The organism is Orbaceae bacterium lpD02 (assembly GCA_036251875.1).
GTDB lineage: Bacteria > Pseudomonadota > Gammaproteobacteria > Enterobacterales > Orbaceae > Orbus > Orbus sturtevantii.
This window is the reverse complement of record CP133960.1, coordinates 2,066,674-2,087,599: the sequence shown is the minus strand read 5'-3', so window position 1 is coordinate 2,087,599 and position 20,926 is coordinate 2,066,674. Positions and strand designations below refer to the sequence as shown.

The window sequence follows — 20,926 nt, the reverse complement described above, 5'->3', positions numbered from 1 at the left end:
TCAATTCCTTATTTTACTTTTTTACCAATGGTAAGTTTTCACCATTCCAGCCAACAATGCCGTCTTTTAATGCAAAGACGTGTCCAAAACCTTGTTTAACAAGAATATCACCCGATGCATTAACTAACATACCATTGTCATCGACTAAAATAACGGGTAGCTCTTTGTACTTTTCAAGTGATTTTATACTACCGTTTTTAATATCAATAGGCAAAATATTCAGCGCTTCTGTGATATGCCCTTTTTTAAAGTTATCGGCAGAGCGAAGATCAACAATCACCGCATTTTGTTTATTCATCATATTGATGGCCTGTGCGTTAGAGACTGTTTTAACTTTGCTTAATTTACTTTTAACTGTTAAATAAATAATAACAATTAAAAGCGCAATCCAGCCTAAGCTTAAAAGTGGATGATTTTTTACAAACGGAGCGATGTCGTTAATGATAAAGTCCATATTTATACAATTACCTATTTTGATTAATTTCTTAAAATTTATACTTCAATTATAGCGGTATTGTTAGCCGAAATATAGTGTTGAATCTAAAAGTCGATAATTTTACCGAATTTGGGACATTATTAATAGCAATCGCCTAAGACCTCAATTATCACTTTATTAGAACATTGATTGCATTAATTTGGTGCATTTTTAATATTTTAGTGCAAAAATATAAACATATCTCTTTTATAAAGTTTGAAGTTCCTTTTTGTGGTGAAAGTCATCTTATAATAATATGAAATATATGAATTTATTTTAATTTTTAATGTGATTGAAAATATGGCATTATTTTTGCTTGCTACTATATTACAGGAATAACTTCCATTACCGTTTATATTTTGTCTCAATTAGGGAGAACCAAGATGTCTATAGAAAAAGTGTTAATAATGATAAAAGAAAATGACGTAAAATTTACCGATTTACGTTTTACTGATACTAAAGGCAAAGAACACCATATAACAATCCCTATTAGCCAAATTGATGCTGACTTTTTTGAAGATGGCAAAATGTTCGATGGTTCTTCAATTGAGGGCTGGAAAGGTATTAATGAATCAGACATGGTTTTAATGCCTGACTTATCAAGCGTAGTGATTGACCCTTTTTATGAAGATACTACGATAAATATTCGTTGTGATATTTTAGAGCCAGCAACACTACAAGGCTATGACCGTGATCCTCGTTCAATTGCAAAAAAAGCAGAAGAATTCTTAAAATCTTCAGGTATCGCTGATACAGTGATAGTTGGGCCTGAGCCTGAGTTTTTTCTATTTGACGACGTGCGCTTTGGCACGCCAATGTCTGGAAGCTTCGTGCATATAAACGATATTGAAGCGGCATGGAATAGCGGTACTAAATATGATGAAGGGAATAAAGGGCATCGCCCTAGCGTCAAAGGTGGCTATTTCCCAGTACCTCCGGTCGATTCATCTCAAGATATTCGCTCAGCAATGTGTTTAATTATGGAGCAACTGGGTCTTGTTGTCGAAGCTCACCATCATGAAGTTGCAACTGCTGGGCAAAATGAAATTGCTTGCCGCTTTAATACCTTGACGAAAAAAGCCGACGAAGTACAAACCTATAAATATGTTGTACAAAATGTTGCTCATTCTTATGGTAAAACCGCAACATTTATGCCTAAACCTATGTTTGGCGATAATGGTTCAGGTATGCACTGCCACCAATCTCTGGCAAAAAACGGAGTGAACTTGTTCGCGGGTGATAAATATGCGGGTCTATCTGAAATGGCAATATTCTATATTGGTGGAATCATTAAACATGCTAAGGCAATTAATGCATTTTCAAATGCAACCACTAATTCATATAAGCGTTTAGTGCCAGGTTATGAAGCGCCAGTCATGCTAGCTTATTCCGCTCGTAACCGCTCCGCGTCAATTCGTATTCCGGTGGTCAGTAACCCAAAAGCGCGCCGCATTGAAGTCCGCTTCCCAGATCCAGCAAGTAACCCATATTTATCATTTGCCGCACAATTAATGGCTGGACTTGATGGTATTATCAATAAAATTCACCCTGGCGATGCAATGGATAAAAATTTATATGACCTACCACCCGAAGAATCAAAACTAATTCCGCAGGTTGCAGGTTCGCTTGAAGAGGCGCTAAAAGCACTTGACGCTGATCGTGAATTTTTAACTAGAGGTAATGTATTTACCGATGATGCTATCGATGCTTATATTACGTTAAAAACAGAAGAAGTTGACCGAGTACGTATGACTCCGCATCCTGTTGAGTTTGAGCTATATTATAGCCTGTAATTACCTATTATTAGTGCCGGAAATATTTACTATATAATATCAATAGGTAGCAAATATTTTCGGTATAATTATAAAAACGACTTGATTAAGAAGAGGCAAATTTTGGTTGCAAAACGACTTCTCGAACCTGATGCTATCCTTAATTCAGTCTTAACGAATATTCTGCTACTTGATAATAGACTAAATGTTATTTATGCTAATTTGGCAGCTCAACAACTATTAGCGCAAAGTACTAAAAAGCTTTATGGCAGCTACTTTCCTGATTTCCTAAATTATTTTTCAATAGATATTTCATTAATGAATACGGCTCTCTCGCAAGGGCAAGGATTTACGGATAATGAAATTAACATAGTTATTAATGAGCAACTCTACGTATTGTCATTAACCGCTCAACAATTTAATAATGACTCAATCCTGATTGAGATGACGCCGCTTAATAATCATAAACGCTTATCTCAAGAACAGATCCAACAAGCACAGCAAACAGCAGCAAGAGAGCTGGTTCGAGGCCTTGCTCATGAAATTAAAAATCCACTAGGGGGATTACGTGGTGCAGCTCAACTTTTATCAAAAGAATTGCCACAGAACGAGTTACAAGATTATACCAAGCTAATTATTGAGCAAGCAGATAGATTACGCAATCTAGTCGACAGATTACTTGGTCCACAACAAATATTATTGCAAAAAGTCGCTAATGTTCATCAGGCGATTGAACGCATTTATGAGCTATTAAAATTTGAAAAATTAGAGCATATTAAAATAATTCGCGATTATGATCCCAGTTTACCAGAGCTATTTCATGATCCAGAACAGATTGAACAAGTTATTCTCAACATTATCCGTAACGCATTGCAAGCACTTGATGACCAAAGTGACGGGAAAATTATCATTAAGACACGCACCGCTTCTCAAGTCACCATACATGGATCTCGCTATCGCCTATGTGCAAAAATTGATATCGAAGATAATGGTCCCGGTATTCCAATGCCGTTACAAGATACTATTTTTTATCCCATGGTAAGTGGCAACGGAAATGGTTCAGGATTAGGCTTATCTATCGCGCGCAATATCATCGATCAACATAATGGAAAAATAGAATTTTATAGTTGGCCTGGGCATACTTTATTTTCAATCTACCTGCCAATTCGCCAATAAGGAATAATATTATGAACTCTCATCTTAATAGAGGCTATTCGTCAATTCATCATATGAATAAGCATATTTGGGTTATTGATGATGATAGCTCAATTCGCTGGGTATTAGAAAAAGCACTGACTCAAGCGGGTTTTACATGCACTTGCTTCGATAATGGAAAAATTGCACTGAATGTTCTGGAGAATAATTCACAAAAGCCTGCTGCCCTTATTTTAGATATTAAAATGCCTGAAATAGATGGCTTAACACTACTAAATACAATAAAAGAAAACTACCCAGCATTGCCTGTTATCATTATGACCGCACATTCTGATCTTGATGCGGCTGTCAGCGCTTATCAAAAAGGGGCATTTGATTATATTCCAAAACCCTTTGACGTCGATGAAATGATTCAATTAGTTGAACGCGCTCTTATTCAAAATCAAGCTAATTTATCAACACAAACTGAAAAAAAATCGACGAGTACCGGAATTATTGGTGAAGCCCCCTCCATGCAGGAAGTTTTTCGTATTATAGGTCGATTATCAAAATCCTCTATAAATGTTCTGATTAACGGAGAATCTGGCACTGGTAAAGAGCTTGTTGCACAAGCCTTACATACTCACAGCCCAAGAGCTAACGCACCCTTTATTGCTTTAAATATGGCTGCAATCCCTAAAGATTTAATTGAAGCTGAACTTTTTGGTCATGAAAAAGGCGCTTTTACTGGTGCAAATCAAGTCAGGCAGGGACGTTTTGAGCAAGCAAATAAAGGAACTCTTTTCCTTGATGAAATTGGTGATATGCCACTCGATGTTCAAACCCGCTTATTACGTGTTCTTGCTGATGGGCAATTTTACCGCATCGGAGGATACTCACCAGTCAAAGTCGATGTCAGGATTATTGCTGCAACTCATCAAAATCTAGAATATAGAGTAAAAGAAGGCAATTTTCGCGAAGATTTATTTCATCGATTAAATGTGATTAGAATTATGCTTCCGCCTCTTCGAGAGCGCGCTAGCGACATTCCAATGCTCGCGGACTACTTTTTACAAACAACAGCAAAAGAGCTGGGAGTTGAACCCAAATTATTAACGACCGAAACGCTAACAAAGCTATCACAACTCAAATGGCCAGGTAATGTGCGACAACTTGAAAATACGTGTCGCTGGTTAACGGTGATGTCATCTAGTAAAGAAATTTTACCTCAAGATCTACCTCAAGATCTCATTATACATGAGGTCGCCAGTTATGAATCAAATGGCCACAGTAAAAATACCGATAAAGTAACTTCACCAAATGATAGTGCTGCAAGTGAGGAGTGGCAAAAACACCTAGAAAACTGGTTTAAACAAGCACTGAGTGCTGGTAAAGAAAATATTTTACCAGAAGTAAATTACTATGTAGAGCGGATCTTATTAGAAACGGCACTAGAATTTACTCGCGGTCATAAACAAGAAGCCGCCAAGGTGCTTGGTTGGGGTCGCAATACACTGACTCGGAAATTAAAAGAATTACATATTCAAGATAAATAGTTCCATAATAAAAAATTATCTTATTTTACTGGACATTACCATATTAAGGTTGTAAGTTTATAAATAATAACTACCAAGTTATTAATGAATTTGAACCGTAATTTAAGATGGTTAAATAAGGAGATTTGTTATGGCTAAAAGCACATCTACTGTTAAAAAAGTAGCACCTGCGAAAAAAGTACCTGCAACAAAAATTGAGCAAGCTAAAAAATTGCAAAAAGCACCTTTATTATTTCCAACAGATTTAGGCGAAAAAGCATCAAAAGATATATCAGCAGCAATGAATTCTGTTTTAGCTGATGTATTTGCCTTATATTTAAAAACAAAAAACTTCCACTGGCATTTAAGCGGTCCTCATTTCAGAGATTACCACTTAATGTTTGATGAGCAAGGTGATCAACTATTCGCAATGACAGACCCTATTGCTGAGCGCGTGCGTAAATTAGGTGGTACAACAATACGCTCAATTAGTCATATTTCTAAACTACAAAGCATTCCTGACAATAATGCTGATTTTGTCGAACCATCTGACATGTTGACAGAACTTTGCCAAGATAATATCAGATTAACCGCTCGGATGCGCGCGGCACATGATGTTTGTGGCAAATATAATGATACAGCTACGGCAAGCTTAATCGAAAATTGGATCGATGAATCAGAACGTCGTTCTTGGTTCTTATTTGAATCTAGTCGCAGATCAGACTCTTCAGGTCATTAATTTCTATATTATTTAATTCTACTCACCACTTTTATGTGGTGAGCATCTGTCTATATAACTAAGATAAGGATTGATAATGAGTAAACCAATCGCAGTATTAGTCGGTAGCCTTCGTAAAGAGTCTTATAACCTTAAAGTAGCTAAAGTATTAGCTAAGCTTGCTCCAAGTTCACTCGAGCTTAAAATCATTCAAATTGGCGATTTGCCACTATACAATGAAGATATTGATGCTGGCACCCCTCCTGCAGCATATACGCGCTTTAGAAATGAAATAGCTGCTTGTCAAGGCGTATTATTTGTTACTCCAGAATACAATCGTAGTACACCCGCGGTGATTAAAAACGCAATCGATGTTGGCTCTAGGCCATATGGTAAAAGCGTATGGGCTAAAAAACCAGCTGGAGTAATCTCGGTTTCCCCTGGAGCAATTGGCGGCTTTGCGGCTAATCATCATTTACGTCAATCACTGGTCTTTTTAGATATGCCGACGTTACAACAACCAGAAGCCTATTTTGGCGGCGTCGCAAATGCTTTTGACGCTCAAGGAAATATTGCGGAAAAAAGCCAAGAGTTCTTGCAACAATTTATCGATGCTTATTCATCATGGTTTGAGAAAACTAGATAGTTGAATATTATCTAAATTAGAATAATAAAACAAGCGCCATTAGGCACTTGTTTTATTAAAATTTTTTTTAATTTTATTAGCTCTTAGTAGATTTAAGGTTTCCACTGCTAATGAGAAGAACATCGCGAAATAAATATAGGCTTTCGGTACATGAATATGTAAACTTTCGACCACCAATACTAATCCAACCATGATTAAAAAAACGATTGCTAGCATTTTAATTGTTGGATTAGCTTCAACGAAATCACCAATCGTCTTGGCAGCAAACATCATAATCAGTACCGCAATAATAACAGCCGAAATCATAATAAAAATGTGCTCAGATAAGCCAACCGCGGTAATTACTGAATCTAAACTAAAAACAATATCTAACATCATAATTTCGACAATTGCTTTAAAAAATGGTAATTGCTTAGTTTTTTTATCATCATAGTGGCCAATATTAAACATCTCAACGACTTCACGAGTTCCTTTCCAAACTAAAAAGCACCCACCGAAAAATAAAACAATATCCCGTGCCGAAATAGCAAAAACACCGCTAAAGCCATTAATGTCTGCACTTGAATCTAGTAATTGCCATTGATAGAAATAAAATAAGGGATGGGATAATTTTACGACCCAAGCAAGTGAAGCCAATAACGCAATACGCATGAGCATTGCCCCACCAAGACCTAGCTTACGACCTAAATTTTGTTGATGCTTAGGTAACCTTGCAACAACAAGAGAAAGGAAGATAATATTATCAATACCAAGAATAATTTCTAAGAAAGTAAGAGTTGTTAATGCTAGCCAAGCATTAGGATCAGCTACCCATTCAAACATAGCGAAAGCTTATATGATTTTATCATTCGGTTATTATACGATAGAATAAGAAATTAATACTAGAGCTATATCTTTTTAAACGTTAAATTACGTCCAATAATGCACCGAGTTGGTATATGAAAATCCAGTCAATACCCCACAAACAATCAGAACTCATGCAGAGGGCAACCTCAATTGCAGGGTATTCGCTTGGGGAAATAGCCAAGAGTATTGGATTAACTATTCCCCCTAACTTAAAAAAACAGAAAGGCTGGGTTGGTAAATTGATTGAGCTTTATCTCGGTGCCAATGCGGGCAGTAAAGCTGAACGCGATTTCTCGCATCTAGGCATCGAACTAAAAACAATCCCCGTCAATCAGTCAGGAATCCCATTAGAAACTACATTTGTCAGTGTCGCACCACTGACTGATAATCATGGGATCACATGGGAAAGTAGCCACGTAAAGTATAAATTGAATAAAGTTCTATGGATCCCAGTTGAGGGCGATAGAGCAACTCCGTTAGCAATAAGGCGTATTGGTTTACCCATTTTATGGCAGCCATCAAAACAAGAAGAATTGCAATTAAAACAAGATTGGCAAGAGTTAATGGACATGATCGTACTTGGGCAAATAGAAAAAATCACGGCCAGACATGGTGAGTATTTACAGATTAGACCGAAAGCTGCCAATGGTAAAGTATTAACCGAGGCATTTAATGAAAATGCTGAGTTAATTATGACACGGCCGAGAGGTTTTTACTTAAAAAAACAATTTACAGCACAAATACTCGCTAACTATATTAGCAATACTAAATAATACTATTGGGCAATATCTAAAATAAGAATTTTTGAATTTCGTTGAAAATTATACAGCTGTTTTTTCTTGACCGGTAAGCTATCGACTTCAGCAGGAATAAAGCCCTTTTCTCTAAACCAGTGAATACTACGAGTGGTTAAGACAAATAGTTTATCGAGCCTCATTTTTTTTGATTGCTCTATTAATTTATCGAGCAAAAAATCACCCCTCGCAGAGTTACGATAATCGGGATGAATTGCGACGCACGCCATCTCAGCCATTCCCTCATCCATATAAGGATAAAGAGCGGCACAACCAATCGTAATGTTATCGCGCTCAATAATAGTAAATTTATCAATTTCTATCTCTAGTTGTTCTCGAGAACGTCTCACTAAAACGCCCTGTTCCTCAAGTGGACGGATTAACTCTAAAATACCACCAATATCATCGATTGTTGCTTTACGAATCTGCTCGGAATGCTCCATCGCAACTTGAGTCCCAATACCATCACGCGAAAAAATTTCTTGCAAGATCGCCCCATCGATTAAATAACTTACCAAATGGCTACGACGAACACCGTTACGGCTCGCTCGATATGCTGCGCGTAAAAACCGAACGTCGCTGGATAAGTGCTGACCTTGTTGTTCTTTCTCTTTAATATATTTATCAGCATCAACGGGGAATAAATCGGTAATAACATCACCCTCGCTATTTAAGACGCCCTGCTCAGCACAAAAACTAATTAGCTTATCGGCTTTAACTTTGATAGCAACCTCTGCCGCAACATCTTCAGAAGATAAATTAAAACTTTCACCTGTTACCGAAACACCAACGGGCCCGAGTAATACAATTGAACCGAGATTAAGCTGTGCGTTAATAGCTTCGTAATTAATACGTCGAATTTTGCCTGTATGGCAATAATCGATACCATCATCAATACCTAAAGGCTGAGCAATTACAAAATTACCACTAACGACATTGATATGTGATCCCTGTAGTGGTGTATTATTTAAGCTCATAGATAAACTCGCCGTAATATTAAGTTGTAATAATCCTGTAACTTTTTTAACAACATCGAGAGTCTTTGAGTCGGTAATACGAGTAGATTTATAATAATTAGGCGTAATTTGAAGCGCTTGTAACTCATCATCAATTTGGTTGCGCGCGCCATTAATAATCACTAATTTAATCCCTAAACTGTGCAGTAAACCGAGATCATTAATGATGTTGGCATAATTATGACTATTTAATGTCGCACCGGTTAATAAAATAACAAATGTTTTGCCTTGATGGGCATTAATATAAGGAACCGAATGTCTTAGCCCCTTAACTAACTCTGTTGTTCGTTCTTTCATATAGCTGTCCGAAAATGAATAATTATGCAATTAATGTGTATTTTTATTTATTTTTAAGTAAATGGCAAGCAGTTTATTATTTGCAGCTAAAGATAAACTATTGCATAAAATTTATTAAATTGAACTTTGATTAATTGATAGTAAAATTGATTAAGCTAAACATATTTATTTGATATCGTATTATTAACTATAAATGAATAGAAGATAATTTAAATTATTGGGGGAATCAAAATATGAATAACAATGTACATGGTATTGATCATGTTGGTTTAACCGTACCCAATCTAGAAGAAGCAACGAATTTTTTAATTAAAGCACTAAATGCAACTGTGCTCTATGATACTTATAAGAAATCAGAACCAATTAGAGATAGCGATTTCATCCGAAAAAGATTAGGGATTCGTCATGACATGGCGGAGAGAGCAATCAGAATGATTGGACTACCAAATGGCGCACAAATAGAATTATTTGAATTCAGTGGCCCCTGTCAGAAACAACCAATTACGCCAGCTGATTTTGGTTGGCAGCATGTAGCGTTTTACGTTGATGATATCGAAGAAGCGGTTACTCAAGTCGAAAATGCTGGAGGTAAAAGAAATTCAGACCCTATAGATTTAGGCGGAATTGAAAGTGGAATAGGAAATAAGTTTTGTTACTGCTTAACACCTTGGGGATCAACAATTGAATTAATATCATATCCAACACCTCAACCCTATTTAAAAGAGTCTAAACGAAGGAAATGGCCAGTATAATAATTACTGAGGACATGTCACTACAATAGACAATATGAGTGCAAGTTTGAGTAAAATTTATTAAAATTACCCAAACTTGATTAAACTAATTGCTTACTCAACGGTTACCGATTTAGCCAAATTTCTAGGCTGATCGACATCCGTCCCTTTGATTAAAGCCACATGATAGGCCAGTAGCTGAGTAGGTACGGTATAATAAATTGCTGCCGTGAGTTGTTCAACATGAGGTAGAGCAATAATTGTCATTCCATCATCACTAACAAATCCCGCATCTTGTTCAGCAAATACATAAAGCTGCCCTCCTCGGGCCCGCACTTCTTCTATATTTGATTTAAGTTTTTCCAGTAAATCATTACTTGGCGCCATAACAATAACGGGCATATCGCTGTCAATTAGTGCTAACGGACCATGTTTAAGCTCCCCAGCAGCGTATGCCTCTGCATGGATATAAGAAATTTCTTTAAGCTTTAATGCGGCCTCCATTGCAATCGGGTACTGATCACCACGGCCTAAAAATAAAGCATGATGCTTATTCGCAAACTGTATTGCAAGTTTTTCGATCTGCTCATCAAACATCAGAGCTTGCTCTATGCGGCTAGGCAATGCTTGTAGCGCATGTGCAATTGCTTTCTCGGTTTGCTCCGACATACCTTTAGCGCCCCCAAGCTTAGCGACTAACATTAATAATACTGTTAGCTGGGTAGTAAATGCTTTAGTTGAAGCAACGCCAACCTCAGTACCTGCCTTAGTCAATAAAACTAAATCAGCCTCACGAACTAAGGTCGATGCGGCAACATTACAAATAGCAAGAGAGCTAAGATAGCCAATCTCTTTAGATAAACGCAAAGCCGCTAATGTATCAGCGGTTTCGCCTGACTGAGAGAGAGTGATAAAGAGACTATTTTTACGTTTTGCTGGCTTACGATAACGAAACTCTGATGCAATCTCAACATCGCATGGGATCCCTGCTAATGCTTCGAACCAATAACGTGAAATTAATCCAGCATTATAAGCTGTGCCGCACGCAACAATTTGAATATGCTCAACTTGTGAGAACAAGCTTTCACCTTTACTGCCTAGTTCAGATAAGTCAATTAGGCCATGTTTGATACGTCCTTCTAGCGTATTTTTAATTGCGATTGGTTGTTCGTAGATCTCTTTGTGCATATAGTGGCGATAGCCAGCTTTATCACCCGCATCATATTGAGCATCTGATTTGATTTCTCTACGTTTAACCGCTTGGTGATTATTATCGAAAATTGTGACTTTTTGATGTGTTACTTCTGCTATATCGCCTTCATCTAAAAAAATAAATCGGCGTGTAACGGGTAATAGTGCTAACTGATCTGATGCAATAAAATTCTCTCCCTCGCCTAAACCTATCACTAAAGGGCTGCCAGAACGAGCTGCAACTAATTTTTCTGGGTTGCGGCTATCCATAATAACGGTACCATAAGCCCCTCTTAGTTGAGGAATAACTTTTTTTAGTGCATCAAATAATGAACACTGTTCTTGCGTAATCGTATAATGCATCAAATGTGCAATAACTTCGGTATCTGTTTCAGAACGAAATTGATATCCTTTAGCTATAAGGCTTTCACGCAACGGTTCAAAATTTTCGATAATACCATTATGTACAACAGCGATAAAATCAGATGTATGAGGATGAGCATTAAGTTCTGTGGGCTCACCGTGAGTAGCCCAGCGAGTATGAGCAATGCCTATCTGCCCAGATAATGGATTTTCAACAACAGCATCAGCAAGCATTTTAACCTTGCCAACGCGGCGTAGGCGTTGTAATTCACCTTTAGCCGAAATTATCGCCAGCCCGGCCGAATCATATCCTCGGTATTCGAGCCGTTTTAAACCTTCTAAAAGGATCCCTACTACATCTTGCTTAGCTATTGCAGCTACAATTCCACACATCTTTTTTCCTTACATTACTTTACTTTTTTAATAGGTCGTTTCCAATTGGCAATTTGTTTCTGCTTTACTCGACTAACGACTAATTCATTCTCGGCAACATCGTTGGTGACGGTTGTTCCCGCCGCAATCGTTGCTCCTTTAGCAATTTTGACTGGGGCAATAAGCTGGCTATCTGAACCAACAAATACATCATCTTCAATAATAGTTTCGAATTTATTTGCGCCATCATAATTACAGGTAATTGTGCCAGCGCCAATATTGACCTGTGAGCCGATTTTACTATCACCTAAATAACTCAGGTGCCCTGCTTTGCTTCCTTTACCTAACTTAGCATTTTTGATCTCAACAAAGTTACCAACATGGGCTTTATCATCTAACTCTGAACCCGGTCTTAACCTTGCAAAAGGACCTACTGTGCAAGACTTAGCTAAAGTAGCGTTATCAATCACTGTATATGGACTTATTTCGCAGCCATTACCAATGATGCAGTTTTTTAATATACATCCTGCACCAATATAGACATTATCACCAAGCACTACAGTACCTTCAATAATGACATTGGTATCAATCACTACATCCGTACCGTGCTTAAGATCTCCACGTAAATCAAATCGATTAGGATCAAGCAAAGTTACCCCGGCGAGTAAGAGTTTTTCGGCCAATTTTTGTTGATAGATCCTTTCTAATGAGGCTAGCTGTAAACAGTTATTAACACCTGCTACCTCATATTCATTAGCGGGATGTGTTGCCTTAATTTCGCCGCCATCTTGATGTGCCAAGTCAATAATATCGGTTAGGTAAAACTCATGTTGAGCATTATCATTGTTAACCTTGGCTAACCACTCTTTTAATTGCTTGCCAGAAACTAGCATAATACCAGTATTAACTTCATTGATAGATAACTGCTGTTTTGTTGCATCTTTTTGTTCAACTATCGCAACAATTTCGCCATTTTGCCTAACTATTCGCCCGTACCCTTTAGGATCGTCCAGTATAACTGTTAGTAATGAGATACCCTCTTTTGGCTTATTAACAATCAGCTGATTTAAAGTTTGAATAGAAATTAGTGGTGTATCTGCATACAAAATTAGAATGTTTTCATCATCTTTAATATAAGGAAGCGCTTGTAAAACAGCATGACCAGTACCAAGTTGTTGTTCTTGCAATACTAGTTTCACTGGTTGATTACCTAACGCTTCTTCGAGTTGCTCTTTACCATGACCATAGATCACATAAATATTATCCGCATTCAATAACTTTACGGTATCGATAGCATGTTGCAGCATCGATTTATGTCCAATTTTATGTAATACTTTAGGTAGATTAGAATACATCCTCGTTCCTTTACCCGCAGCGAGAATGATAGTGCTTAAGTTAAACATAATTATAATCATATAAAAAATAGTCTTATTACTATAATAAAAGAGTGCGTTGATAACAATGCAAATAACCTTGATTTAATTAATTTTTAGGTCAAAATAAGTATTCAGCCATATTCTGGCTCACATTAATCATAACCAGCCACATTTAGGAATGACTATGCAACGACAAAATGACCGTTATCTTCGCGCTTTACAATGCCAACCTGTCGATTGTACACCTATCTGGATGATGCGTCAGGCGGGTCGCTACTTACCTGAATACCGTCAACTACGTACCGAAGCCGGGGATTTTATGACTATGTGCAAAAATCCGGATTTAGCTTGTGAGGCGACATTACAGCCACTACGCCGGTTTGATTTAGATGCAGCTATTATCTTCTCCGATATTCTAACAATCCCCGATGCAATGGGATTAGGACTCTATTTTGAGCAAGGCGAAGGACCTAAATTTAAAAAACCAATAAAGAGCCTAAGTGATATTAACCAGCTATCAATTCCTGATCCTCAAACAGCTTTAGCTTATGTGATGGATGCAATCCGGCTCACGCGGAAAGAATTACAAGGAAGAGTGCCATTGATTGGTTTCGCTGGTAGCCCATGGACACTTGCTACTTATATGATTGAAGGTGGAAGTAGCAAAACATTTACTAAAATTAAGAAAATGCTCTATAGTGAGCCTTCTTCATTGCATTTATTATTAGATAAGCTAGCGGAAAGTGTTGCACTTTACTTAAATGCACAGATAGAAGCTGGAGCACAATCTATTATGATTTTTGATAGTTGGGGAGGGGCCTTAAGCCACCGTAGTTACCTTGAGTTTTCATTGCAATATATGCATAAAATAGTCTCACTATTAAAACGGGGAACTCGCGGGCAAGAGTATAGCAAAAATTATATTCCAGTGACGCTATTTACTAAAGGTGGCGGACTTTGGCTAGATAACATTATACAAACAGGCTGTGATGCTATTGGGGTCGATTGGACTGTTGATCTTTCCCTCTTGCCAAAAGACAAAGTGGCGATACAAGGAAATTTAGATCCAACAGTGTTATATGGAGATAGAGCAACCATTCAACATAATACCGATTTAATACTAAAAGAATTCGGCCCACACAATGGCCACATATTCAATTTAGGGCACGGAATCAACCAAGATACGCCTATAGAAAGTGTTGAAATCTTAGTGGATACAGTCCATAAACTATCCAAAAGAGACCATAATGGAGAATCATGATGATTAAAAATCCCATACACTTACGCCTAGAAAAACTAGCTAGCTGGCAATTAAAACTGTTTATGGTCTGCTTATGCGAAAGAATGTATCCTAACTTTGCGCTTTATTGTCAGCAGATGAAAAGTACTGATGATAAAATCTATAAAGCAATTATTGATCTGAATTGGGAATCATTGCTGATCAAGAATGTAAAAATTAATTTTGATGGCCAACTTGAAAAACTGGAGGCTATTATTCCTTCGGTCGATGAAAATAGCCCATATAGCGTTTATCCCGCAATCGATGCATGCGAAGCATTAAGTGAGCTTGTTCATTCTTATTTAAGCGGCGAGCAATTAGTTGAACACGCAATCGCAATTAGCCGAATCTCCTTAAAAACGATCATCGAATTGGAATCAGCTAAAACAGGAGATGATTTGAGTGAAAATGAACTAAAAGAATATCAGCCAATTCTTGATGAACTCGATCTTCAATGGGAAATATATCGTTTATTAAAAAATGAAAAAAATCAGGATTTAGAGTTAATAAAAGGATTGAAAAGTGACTTACGAGAAGAGCAAATTAGCAATATTGGTGTTTTTTTGAGCAATTAAACGAAAAAATACTAATTATTTATAACGTTTTAATAAATTTTACTTTAATCTTATTTAAATATAGTCTACATTTAGGATCATTGGTAATGTATTTTACCTTGGTTAAATTAAGAATTTAGCCATAACTCTGTCAACGATAAATTATTATGTAAGGATATGTCCATGAATAAAACAGAACTTGTAGATGCTATTGCAGCTAATGCTAACATTACTAAAGTTGCAGCAAAAACTGCGCTTGAAGCAACCTTGTCAGCTATTTCAGATTCACTTCAAAAAGGTGAAGCGGTTCAGTTAGTTGGTTTCGGTACTTTCAAAGTAAATAGTCGTAAAGCACGTACTGGCCGTAACCCAAAAACGGGTAAAGAAATCAAAATTGCAGCAACTAAAGTCCCAGCTTTCGTTTCAGGTAAAGGTCTAAAAGACGCGGTAAAATAGTTGTAAATATAAATAATTTACTTTATTTATAAAACTAGAAAATTAATTTCTGAGAAAGAGCTTAGTCAAAAGTTTTCCAGTATCTAAAGGGTCAACCTAATCAATAGGCTGGCCTTTTTTGTTTATATCTATTAAACATTGTTGAATTCAAGTGATAAACTAATTTACTAAAATAGAGTAAATTGGCAGATCGCAGCATATTGATAAATAAATTTGCTCTACTTTCTGATGATGAAGGTAGAAACCTGTTGCAAATTTAGCATTAACTTGCTGCTCGGGCATCATTATTGCCATTTCTCTCATTTGCCATACGCCTTTGCCGTAAAGTTTTAACGCTGATTCTCGCAATGTCCAAAGTTTCCAAAATGCGGCCAGTGTATCTTTTTGCTGGCTTAGCCAATTATTTTCTTGCTCTGAAAAAAACTGTTTGGCAATTGCTGCGATATTTTTTCTTGGTCTGTCAAATTCAATATCTAGCCCTATTTTGCCGATTGTAGTTATTGCAACCGCTACAAAATCACCACTATGGCTAATATTAAAATCGGGTAAATTAGATTTTTCAAATTGAGGCCGACCATTCTCAATAGTTTTAATATTAGGTAGTGCAGTAATACTAAAATGCTCATTAAGCAATTCAGCTAATAAATATCGGCATGCAATAAACTGCTTTTGCTTATTTAATGAAAAGGTTTCAGCTTGCTTAACTACTTGTGGCGAAAGTAAGGATGACCGTAGCATCGAGTCAAGTGAGAGCTCATTTAGGTTTGCTGATTGAATAAAAATAAAATTTTGTTGCATAAATTAGATAAATTAAAAATTTTTAACTATTCTAGCAGGATTTTGGTGAGTTGTTTTAAAACATGCTATGCTAATCGCTATTAATTACTATCGTATGTTCAGATTGGATTACAAATACCTATAATATTATTTTGTATATGACCCATTTAGCCGTAAATTATTATCAATTTTTTTCGAGAAGCCAATATGACATTTCCTAAAATAGTACAAACGAAATTAATTAGTGCCGGTCGTAAAAAACGTTATACGCAAGGTTCCGTCAATAGCGTTATTCAACGAGCATCATCTCTTGTTTTTGATTCTGTTAAAGCTAAAAAAGAAGCAGCTAAAAATCGAACTGAAGGTGCGCTGTATTACGGACGCAGAGGAACTTTAACTCATTTTTCACTACAAGATGCAATGTGCGAGCTTGAAGGTGGTGTTGGTTGCTATCTTTATCCTTGTGGTGCTGCGGCAGTAACCAATGCTATTTTAGCCTTTGTTAAATCGGGCGATCATGTTTTGTTATCTGAAGGAGCATACGAACCAACGCATGCTTTTTGTGATTGCATGCTTAAAGATTTAGATATCAAAACTAGCTATTTCCCAGTTTTAATCGGTCGTAATATTACTAAATATATTAAACCTAATACAAAGGTACTCTTTTTAGAAGCGCCCAGTTCTATCACAATGGAGGTTCACGACATTCCTTCTATAGTTAAGGCTGCACGTAAAATTAATCCACAAATTGTAATTATGATTGATAATACTTGGAGCGCTGGCGTTTTATTTAAAGCACTTGAATACGATATTGACATATCTATTCAAGCTGGAACCAAATACCTAGTAGGTCACTCTGATGCGATGATTGGAACTGCAGTTGCTAATCAACGCTGTTGGGAGCAGCTTCGAGAACGTTCTTATCTTATGGGACAAATGTGTGATGCGGATACTGCATATATTACAGCTCGAGGACTTCGCACTCTCGCAGTTCGCTTAATGCAACATCAAAAAAGCAGCTTAAAAATTGCCAAATGGTTAGCGAAACACCCTAAGATTGACACCGTCAATCATCCTGCATTATCAAGCTGCAAAGGCTATCAGTTTTTTAGACGAGATTTTCTAGGCCATAGTGGTTTGTTTTCATTTATCTTAACTGTACGCCTTTCTAATTCTGAGCTGGCTAATTTTTTAGATCAATTTAAATTATTCTCCATGGCCTATTCTTGGGGAGGATTCGAATCATTAATTTTAGCGCATCAACCCGAAGAGATTGCTCAGATTAGACCAATAAGTGGCGTTAATTTTACCGGTACATTGATTCGAGTACATATTGGTCTTGAAGATGTCGATGATTTAATTGCTGATTTAGCTGCAGGACTCGATCGTATTGGACTAAATAAAAATGCACCTGAAATATTACAATCCTTGGTCTAGGCATAATGAATAATTTTTTAAAATCAACACTAGTTATTCAAAAGACGGTACAAGAAAAAATTATTGGGCATCATCATTTGCTTGTTGCTTATAGCGGCGGTGTCGATTCTTCAGTATTACTTCATTCACTTGTTATGTTAAAACATCATCATTTGCCTAATTTAGATATAAAAGCAATTTATATTCACCATGGGATTAGTGATAATGCGGATATTTGGGCTGACCATTGCCGTACGCAATGTAATGTTTGGCAAATTCCCCTTATTATTGAGAAAGTTTCTCTAGCGGTAGATGACGGAAATATAGAAGAGCAAGCTAGAGATGCTCGTTATAAAGTAATCCAAAAGTACCTAACACAAAATGTAGCATTATGCACCGCACAGCACCTTGATGATCAATCGGAAACCTTCTTATTAGCATTAAAACGGGGAAGCGGGCCAACAGGCTTATCTGCTATGCCTGAATCCTCAAAAATAGCTGAAAATTTATTGCTTCGACCCTTATTAACAATAAGCCGCCAACAAATTGAACAATATGCTAAAGAGTATAATCTTGCTTGGGTTGAAGATGAAAGTAATCAAGATCCTTATTACGACCGTAATTTTTTGCGTCTAAACGTATTGCCGATGCTAAACCAGCGTTGGCCTCATTTTAATCAAATGGTTGCGAGAAGTGCTGAGCTGTGCCATGAACAACAACAATTATTGGATGAATTATTATCAGTTACTTTTGAGCAGCTTATAGATAAACAATTAAATTTATCTATTACACCATTACTTTCTTTTTCCTCCGCCAAACGTAATACGCTATTACGCATGTGGTTTAAACAGAATAAGGTGGCAATGCCTTCGCGTAAGCAATTAACTATGATTTGGCAAAATGTCGCACTGGCAAAAGAAGATAGTAATCCTCAATTTATTTTGCATGATAAACAAATCCGTCGATATCAAGGAAAGCTTTATTTATTACCAAACTATCAAAATTTACAATCAGTTAGACTCAATTGGCAAAATCTAGATACCCCACTTATATTACCCGATAACCTCGGTAAATTGTCTATTACCAACACTTTACCTAATTGTTGCCGTTTACCAAATCAAGGCGAAAATATTTGGATCGGATTTTATGTTAGCGGAATGCATCACGTTGTTGGCAGAAATGGCTCACGGCAGATAAAAAAATTATGGCAAGAATTTGGGATCCCACCTTGGATGCGAAATCGAATTCCACTCGTTTTTTATGATGAGACATTAATTACCGCGGTAAGTATTTTTGTTACCAAACAAGGACAAGGTGATGATGTTTGTTATCAACATCAAGCTTATTAGTTTTGTGAATCAACGATTGCTTAATATTAGAATTTATTTTTTAACGTAGAGTGTGAACAATATTTAAACAAAGCTCCCTGCAATTTGATAAAATGTGTGCTAATCTAGCTATCGTGTAAAGCTGTTGTTGACTTAACATAGGTAAATAGGTTTAAAATAGCAGATACTAATTATTGTAACGATTGTTTATACCTTTCATTATTTATTAAATAATTAGAGGTATAAATGATTTTTTATTTTAAGTAAGGATAAGTGGTAATATGGCAATTTCATCCCCAAAAACGCCACAACAGTACATTGAGCATCACCTCCATAGCTTACAAGCAGGTGAAGGATTTTGGACATTTAATATTGATTCATTATTTTTCTCGATCGTACTAGGGGCAGTATTTCTACTCATTTTTTATTGTGTCGCTCGCAAAGCAACAAGTGGGGTTCCTAGTAAATTACAATGTGCAGTCGAAATAGTATTCGAATTTATTGATAAAACTGTCAAAGATATGTTTAGCGGGCAAAATAAATTAATCGGACCGTTAGCATTAACAGTATTCGTTTGGATTCTATTAATGAACGCCATGGATCTAATCCCTGTTGATTTTTTACCTTATGTTGCTCAGGAAATGGGTATTCCTTATTTACGAGTTGTACCTACGGCTGATGTAAATATTACCATGTCGATGTCTCTGGGCATATTTTTACTTATTATAATTTATACCCTTAAATATAAAGGTATTAAAGGTTTTATTAAAGACTATACTTTACATCCTTTTAATCACTGGGCATTTTCTCCAATTAATTTTGTGCTTGAAATGGTTAGCTTATTAGCAAAGCCAATCTCCTTAGGCCTACGGCTTTTTGGAAATATGTATGCAGGTGAATTAATATTCATTTTAATCGCGGCATTATTACCATGGTGGTCGCAATGGTTATTATCCCTGCCTTGGGCTATTTTCCATATCTTAATTATTGTGTTACAAGCTTTTATTTTTATGGTGTTGACGGTTGTTTATTTATCTATGGCATCAGCAACAAACGATCATTAGTTATATTTTAATTTAAGGAGCTATTTAGTGGAAATTTTATTTATTGCTGCAAGTTTAATGATGGGGCTAGCCGCACTTAGCGCAGCTTTGGGTATTGCTATTTTAGGCGGTAAGTTTTTAGAAGGCGCGGCGCGTCAACCTGAACTTATGCCAATGCTTCGTACCCAGTTTTTTATCGTAATGGGACTGGTTGATGCGATCCCGATGATCTGTGTCGGTATTGCTTTATATATCATTTTTGCTGTTACTCCTGGCGCTGCAGCATTTGCAGGCTAGTTTTATAAGAAATTAAAGAGGAATTGTCTCATGGATATGAATGCAACACTCCTCGGCCAAGCAATTACATTTGTATTGTTTGTTTGGTTCTGTATGAAGTTTGTATGGCCTCCGGTAATTAGTGCGATCGAAAAACGCCAAAAAAATATCGCCGATGGTTTAAACTCAGCAGAAGCAGCAAAAAAAGATTTGGAATTAGCCAAAGCAAATACATCTGAAATTATGCAACAGGCTAAGGTCGAAGCAAATGCAATTATCGAGCAGGCAAATAAACGTAAAGCAACTATTTTAGAAGAAGCAAAACAAGATGCGATTAAGGAAAAAGATCGTATTGTTGCGCAAGGCCTTGCTGAAGTAGAAGCCGAACGTAAGCGCGCTCAAACAGAATTGAAAAAACAAGTTGCGACGCTTGCAATTGCGGGTGCTGAAAAAATTATTGAACGTTCTGTTGATGAGGCCGCAAATAGCGACATTATTGACAGACTCGTAGCTGAATTATGAGAGGAGATT

Annotated in this window: 21 protein-coding genes; 15 read left to right on the top strand and 6 right to left on the bottom strand. The window is 36.7% G+C overall.

Going from position 1 to position 20,926, the window contains the following annotated elements; translation table 11 throughout:
* Positions 1-13: 13 nt before the first annotated feature.
* Positions 14-454, bottom strand: coding sequence for a rhodanese-like domain-containing protein (locus tag RHO12_09110; GenBank protein ID WVD65536.1), 441 nt, complete (start codon positions 452-454; stop codon positions 14-16).
* Positions 455-858: 404 nt separating this feature from the next.
* On the opposite strand from RHO12_09110, the gene glnA reads away from it, so the two are divergent.
* From glnA to RHO12_09085, 5 genes are all read left to right on the top strand, one after another.
* Positions 859-2,268 carry a glutamate--ammonia ligase gene (gene glnA / locus RHO12_09105; GenBank protein WVD65535.1) on the top strand — a complete coding sequence of 470 codons (1,410 nt, stop codon included), beginning with the start codon at positions 859-861 and terminating at the stop codon, positions 2,266-2,268.
* A 102-nt stretch (positions 2,269-2,370) separates the two neighbouring features.
* Positions 2,371-3,423 carry a nitrogen regulation protein NR(II) gene (gene glnL / locus RHO12_09100; GenBank protein WVD65534.1) on the top strand — a complete coding sequence of 351 codons (1,053 nt, stop codon included), beginning with the start codon at positions 2,371-2,373 and terminating at the stop codon, positions 3,421-3,423.
* Positions 3,424-3,434: 11 nt separating this feature from the next.
* Positions 3,435-4,937, top strand: coding sequence for a nitrogen regulation protein NR(I) (glnG, locus tag RHO12_09095; protein ID WVD65533.1), 1,503 nt, complete (start codon positions 3,435-3,437; stop codon positions 4,935-4,937).
* A 130-nt stretch (positions 4,938-5,067) separates the two neighbouring features.
* A complete protein-coding gene (locus tag RHO12_09090) occupies positions 5,068-5,655 on the top strand; it encodes a DNA starvation/stationary phase protection protein (GenBank protein WVD65532.1) in 588 nt (195 codons plus the stop codon).
* 76 nt (positions 5,656-5,731) lie between these two features.
* Entirely contained in the window at positions 5,732-6,280 is a 549-nt protein-coding gene (locus RHO12_09085) for an NAD(P)H-dependent oxidoreductase (GenBank protein WVD65531.1), read from the top strand.
* A 39-nt stretch (positions 6,281-6,319) separates the two neighbouring features.
* Here RHO12_09085 and RHO12_09080 read toward each other — a convergent pair whose 3' ends face one another.
* Positions 6,320-7,102: a TerC family protein gene (locus RHO12_09080; protein WVD65530.1), complete on the bottom strand. Its 783-nt coding sequence runs from the start codon at positions 7,100-7,102 to the stop codon at positions 6,320-6,322.
* A gap of 116 nt (positions 7,103-7,218) precedes the next feature.
* On the opposite strand from RHO12_09080, the gene mutH reads away from it, so the two are divergent.
* A complete protein-coding gene (gene mutH / locus RHO12_09075; GenBank protein WVD65529.1) occupies positions 7,219-7,899 on the top strand; it encodes a DNA mismatch repair endonuclease MutH in 681 nt (226 codons plus the stop codon).
* A 2-nt stretch (positions 7,900-7,901) separates the two neighbouring features.
* On the opposite strand, the gene argA is transcribed toward mutH, so the two are convergent.
* Positions 7,902-9,233: an amino-acid N-acetyltransferase gene (gene argA, locus RHO12_09070; GenBank protein ID WVD65528.1), complete on the bottom strand. Its 1,332-nt coding sequence runs from the start codon at positions 9,231-9,233 to the stop codon at positions 7,902-7,904.
* Between the two features lie 233 nt (positions 9,234-9,466).
* Between argA and RHO12_09065 the strand changes: the two genes are divergently transcribed.
* The gene (locus RHO12_09065) at positions 9,467-9,985 is read left to right on the top strand and encodes a VOC family protein (GenBank protein ID WVD65527.1); all 519 of its coding nucleotides are present in this window, start codon (positions 9,467-9,469) and stop codon (positions 9,983-9,985) included.
* 93 nt (positions 9,986-10,078) lie between these two features.
* On the opposite strand, the gene glmS is transcribed toward RHO12_09065, so the two are convergent.
* Positions 10,079-11,911, bottom strand: coding sequence for a glutamine--fructose-6-phosphate transaminase (isomerizing) (glmS, locus tag RHO12_09060; protein ID WVD65526.1), 1,833 nt, complete (start codon positions 11,909-11,911; stop codon positions 10,079-10,081).
* Between the two features lie 14 nt (positions 11,912-11,925).
* Positions 11,926-13,293 (bottom strand): bifunctional UDP-N-acetylglucosamine diphosphorylase/glucosamine-1-phosphate N-acetyltransferase GlmU, encoded by a 1,368-nt coding sequence (gene glmU / locus RHO12_09055; GenBank protein WVD65525.1) that lies wholly within the window; start codon positions 13,291-13,293, stop codon positions 11,926-11,928.
* A 157-nt stretch (positions 13,294-13,450) separates the two neighbouring features.
* Between glmU and hemE the strand changes: the two genes are divergently transcribed.
* From hemE to RHO12_09040, 3 genes are all read left to right on the top strand, one after another.
* Positions 13,451-14,527 (top strand): uroporphyrinogen decarboxylase, encoded by a 1,077-nt coding sequence (gene hemE / locus RHO12_09050; protein WVD65524.1) that lies wholly within the window; start codon positions 13,451-13,453, stop codon positions 14,525-14,527.
* Positions 14,524-15,120 carry a DUF416 family protein gene (locus RHO12_09045; GenBank protein ID WVD65523.1) on the top strand — a complete coding sequence of 199 codons (597 nt, stop codon included), beginning with the start codon at positions 14,524-14,526 and terminating at the stop codon, positions 15,118-15,120. The genes hemE and RHO12_09045 overlap by 4 nt, the downstream gene beginning before the upstream one ends.
* Positions 15,121-15,282: 162 nt before the next feature.
* On the top strand, positions 15,283-15,555 hold the full coding sequence (locus tag RHO12_09040; GenBank protein ID WVD65522.1) for an HU family DNA-binding protein: 273 nt from the start codon (positions 15,283-15,285) through the stop codon (positions 15,553-15,555).
* A 159-nt stretch (positions 15,556-15,714) separates the two neighbouring features.
* Here RHO12_09040 and RHO12_09035 read toward each other — a convergent pair whose 3' ends face one another.
* Positions 15,715-16,353: a 4'-phosphopantetheinyl transferase superfamily protein gene (locus RHO12_09035; protein ID WVD65521.1), complete on the bottom strand. Its 639-nt coding sequence runs from the start codon at positions 16,351-16,353 to the stop codon at positions 15,715-15,717.
* A gap of 186 nt (positions 16,354-16,539) precedes the next feature.
* On the opposite strand from RHO12_09035, the gene metC reads away from it, so the two are divergent.
* The 5 genes from metC (at position 16,540) to atpF (ending at position 20,917) form a co-directional block, all read left to right on the top strand.
* Positions 16,540-17,769: a cystathionine beta-lyase gene (gene metC / locus RHO12_09030; protein ID WVD65520.1), complete on the top strand. Its 1,230-nt coding sequence runs from the start codon at positions 16,540-16,542 to the stop codon at positions 17,767-17,769.
* A gap of 5 nt (positions 17,770-17,774) precedes the next feature.
* Positions 17,775-19,097 (top strand): tRNA lysidine(34) synthetase TilS, encoded by a 1,323-nt coding sequence (gene tilS, locus RHO12_09025; protein ID WVD65519.1) that lies wholly within the window; start codon positions 17,775-17,777, stop codon positions 19,095-19,097.
* Positions 19,098-19,357: 260 nt separating this feature from the next.
* Positions 19,358-20,140, top strand: a complete 783-nt coding sequence (gene atpB, locus RHO12_09020) for a F0F1 ATP synthase subunit A (GenBank protein ID WVD65518.1) — start codon at positions 19,358-19,360, stop codon at positions 20,138-20,140.
* 57 nt (positions 20,141-20,197) lie between these two features.
* Positions 20,198-20,416 (top strand): F0F1 ATP synthase subunit C, encoded by a 219-nt coding sequence (atpE, locus tag RHO12_09015; GenBank protein ID WVD67394.1) that lies wholly within the window; start codon positions 20,198-20,200, stop codon positions 20,414-20,416.
* A 30-nt stretch (positions 20,417-20,446) separates the two neighbouring features.
* Positions 20,447-20,917 carry a F0F1 ATP synthase subunit B gene (gene atpF / locus RHO12_09010; protein WVD65517.1) on the top strand — a complete coding sequence of 157 codons (471 nt, stop codon included), beginning with the start codon at positions 20,447-20,449 and terminating at the stop codon, positions 20,915-20,917.
* Positions 20,918-20,926 lie beyond the last annotated feature (9 nt).

Bases quoted from the DNA above. Each gene is read 5' to 3' on its own strand.
- RHO12_09110 (WVD65536.1), bottom strand. From the start codon at position 454: ATGGACTTTATCATTAACGACATCGCTCCGTTTGTAAAAAATCATCCA.
- glnA (WVD65535.1), top strand. From the start codon at position 859: ATGTCTATAGAAAAAGTGTTAATAATGATAAAAGAAAATGACGTAAAA.
- glnG (WVD65533.1), top strand. From the start codon at position 3,435: ATGAACTCTCATCTTAATAGAGGCTATTCGTCAATTCATCATATGAAT.
- RHO12_09090 (WVD65532.1), top strand. From the start codon at position 5,068: ATGGCTAAAAGCACATCTACTGTTAAAAAAGTAGCACCTGCGAAAAAA.
- RHO12_09085 (WVD65531.1), top strand. From the start codon at position 5,732: ATGAGTAAACCAATCGCAGTATTAGTCGGTAGCCTTCGTAAAGAGTCT.
- RHO12_09080 (WVD65530.1), bottom strand. From the start codon at position 7,102: ATGTTTGAATGGGTAGCTGATCCTAATGCTTGGCTAGCATTAACAACT.
- mutH (WVD65529.1), top strand. From the start codon at position 7,219: ATGAAAATCCAGTCAATACCCCACAAACAATCAGAACTCATGCAGAGG.
- argA (WVD65528.1), bottom strand. From the start codon at position 9,233: ATGAAAGAACGAACAACAGAGTTAGTTAAGGGGCTAAGACATTCGGTT.
- RHO12_09065 (WVD65527.1), top strand. From the start codon at position 9,467: ATGAATAACAATGTACATGGTATTGATCATGTTGGTTTAACCGTACCC.
- glmS (WVD65526.1), bottom strand. From the start codon at position 11,911: ATGTGTGGAATTGTAGCTGCAATAGCTAAGCAAGATGTAGTAGGGATC.
- glmU (WVD65525.1), bottom strand. From the start codon at position 13,293: ATGTTTAACTTAAGCACTATCATTCTCGCTGCGGGTAAAGGAACGAGG.
- hemE (WVD65524.1), top strand. From the start codon at position 13,451: ATGCAACGACAAAATGACCGTTATCTTCGCGCTTTACAATGCCAACCT.
- RHO12_09045 (WVD65523.1), top strand. From the start codon at position 14,524: ATGATGATTAAAAATCCCATACACTTACGCCTAGAAAAACTAGCTAGC.
- RHO12_09040 (WVD65522.1), top strand. From the start codon at position 15,283: ATGAATAAAACAGAACTTGTAGATGCTATTGCAGCTAATGCTAACATT.
- RHO12_09035 (WVD65521.1), bottom strand. From the start codon at position 16,353: ATGCAACAAAATTTTATTTTTATTCAATCAGCAAACCTAAATGAGCTC.
- metC (WVD65520.1), top strand. From the start codon at position 16,540: ATGACATTTCCTAAAATAGTACAAACGAAATTAATTAGTGCCGGTCGT.
- tilS (WVD65519.1), top strand. From the start codon at position 17,775: ATGAATAATTTTTTAAAATCAACACTAGTTATTCAAAAGACGGTACAA.
- atpB (WVD65518.1), top strand. From the start codon at position 19,358: ATGGCAATTTCATCCCCAAAAACGCCACAACAGTACATTGAGCATCAC.
- atpE (WVD67394.1), top strand. From the start codon at position 20,198: ATGATGGGGCTAGCCGCACTTAGCGCAGCTTTGGGTATTGCTATTTTA.
- atpF (WVD65517.1), top strand. From the start codon at position 20,447: ATGGATATGAATGCAACACTCCTCGGCCAAGCAATTACATTTGTATTG.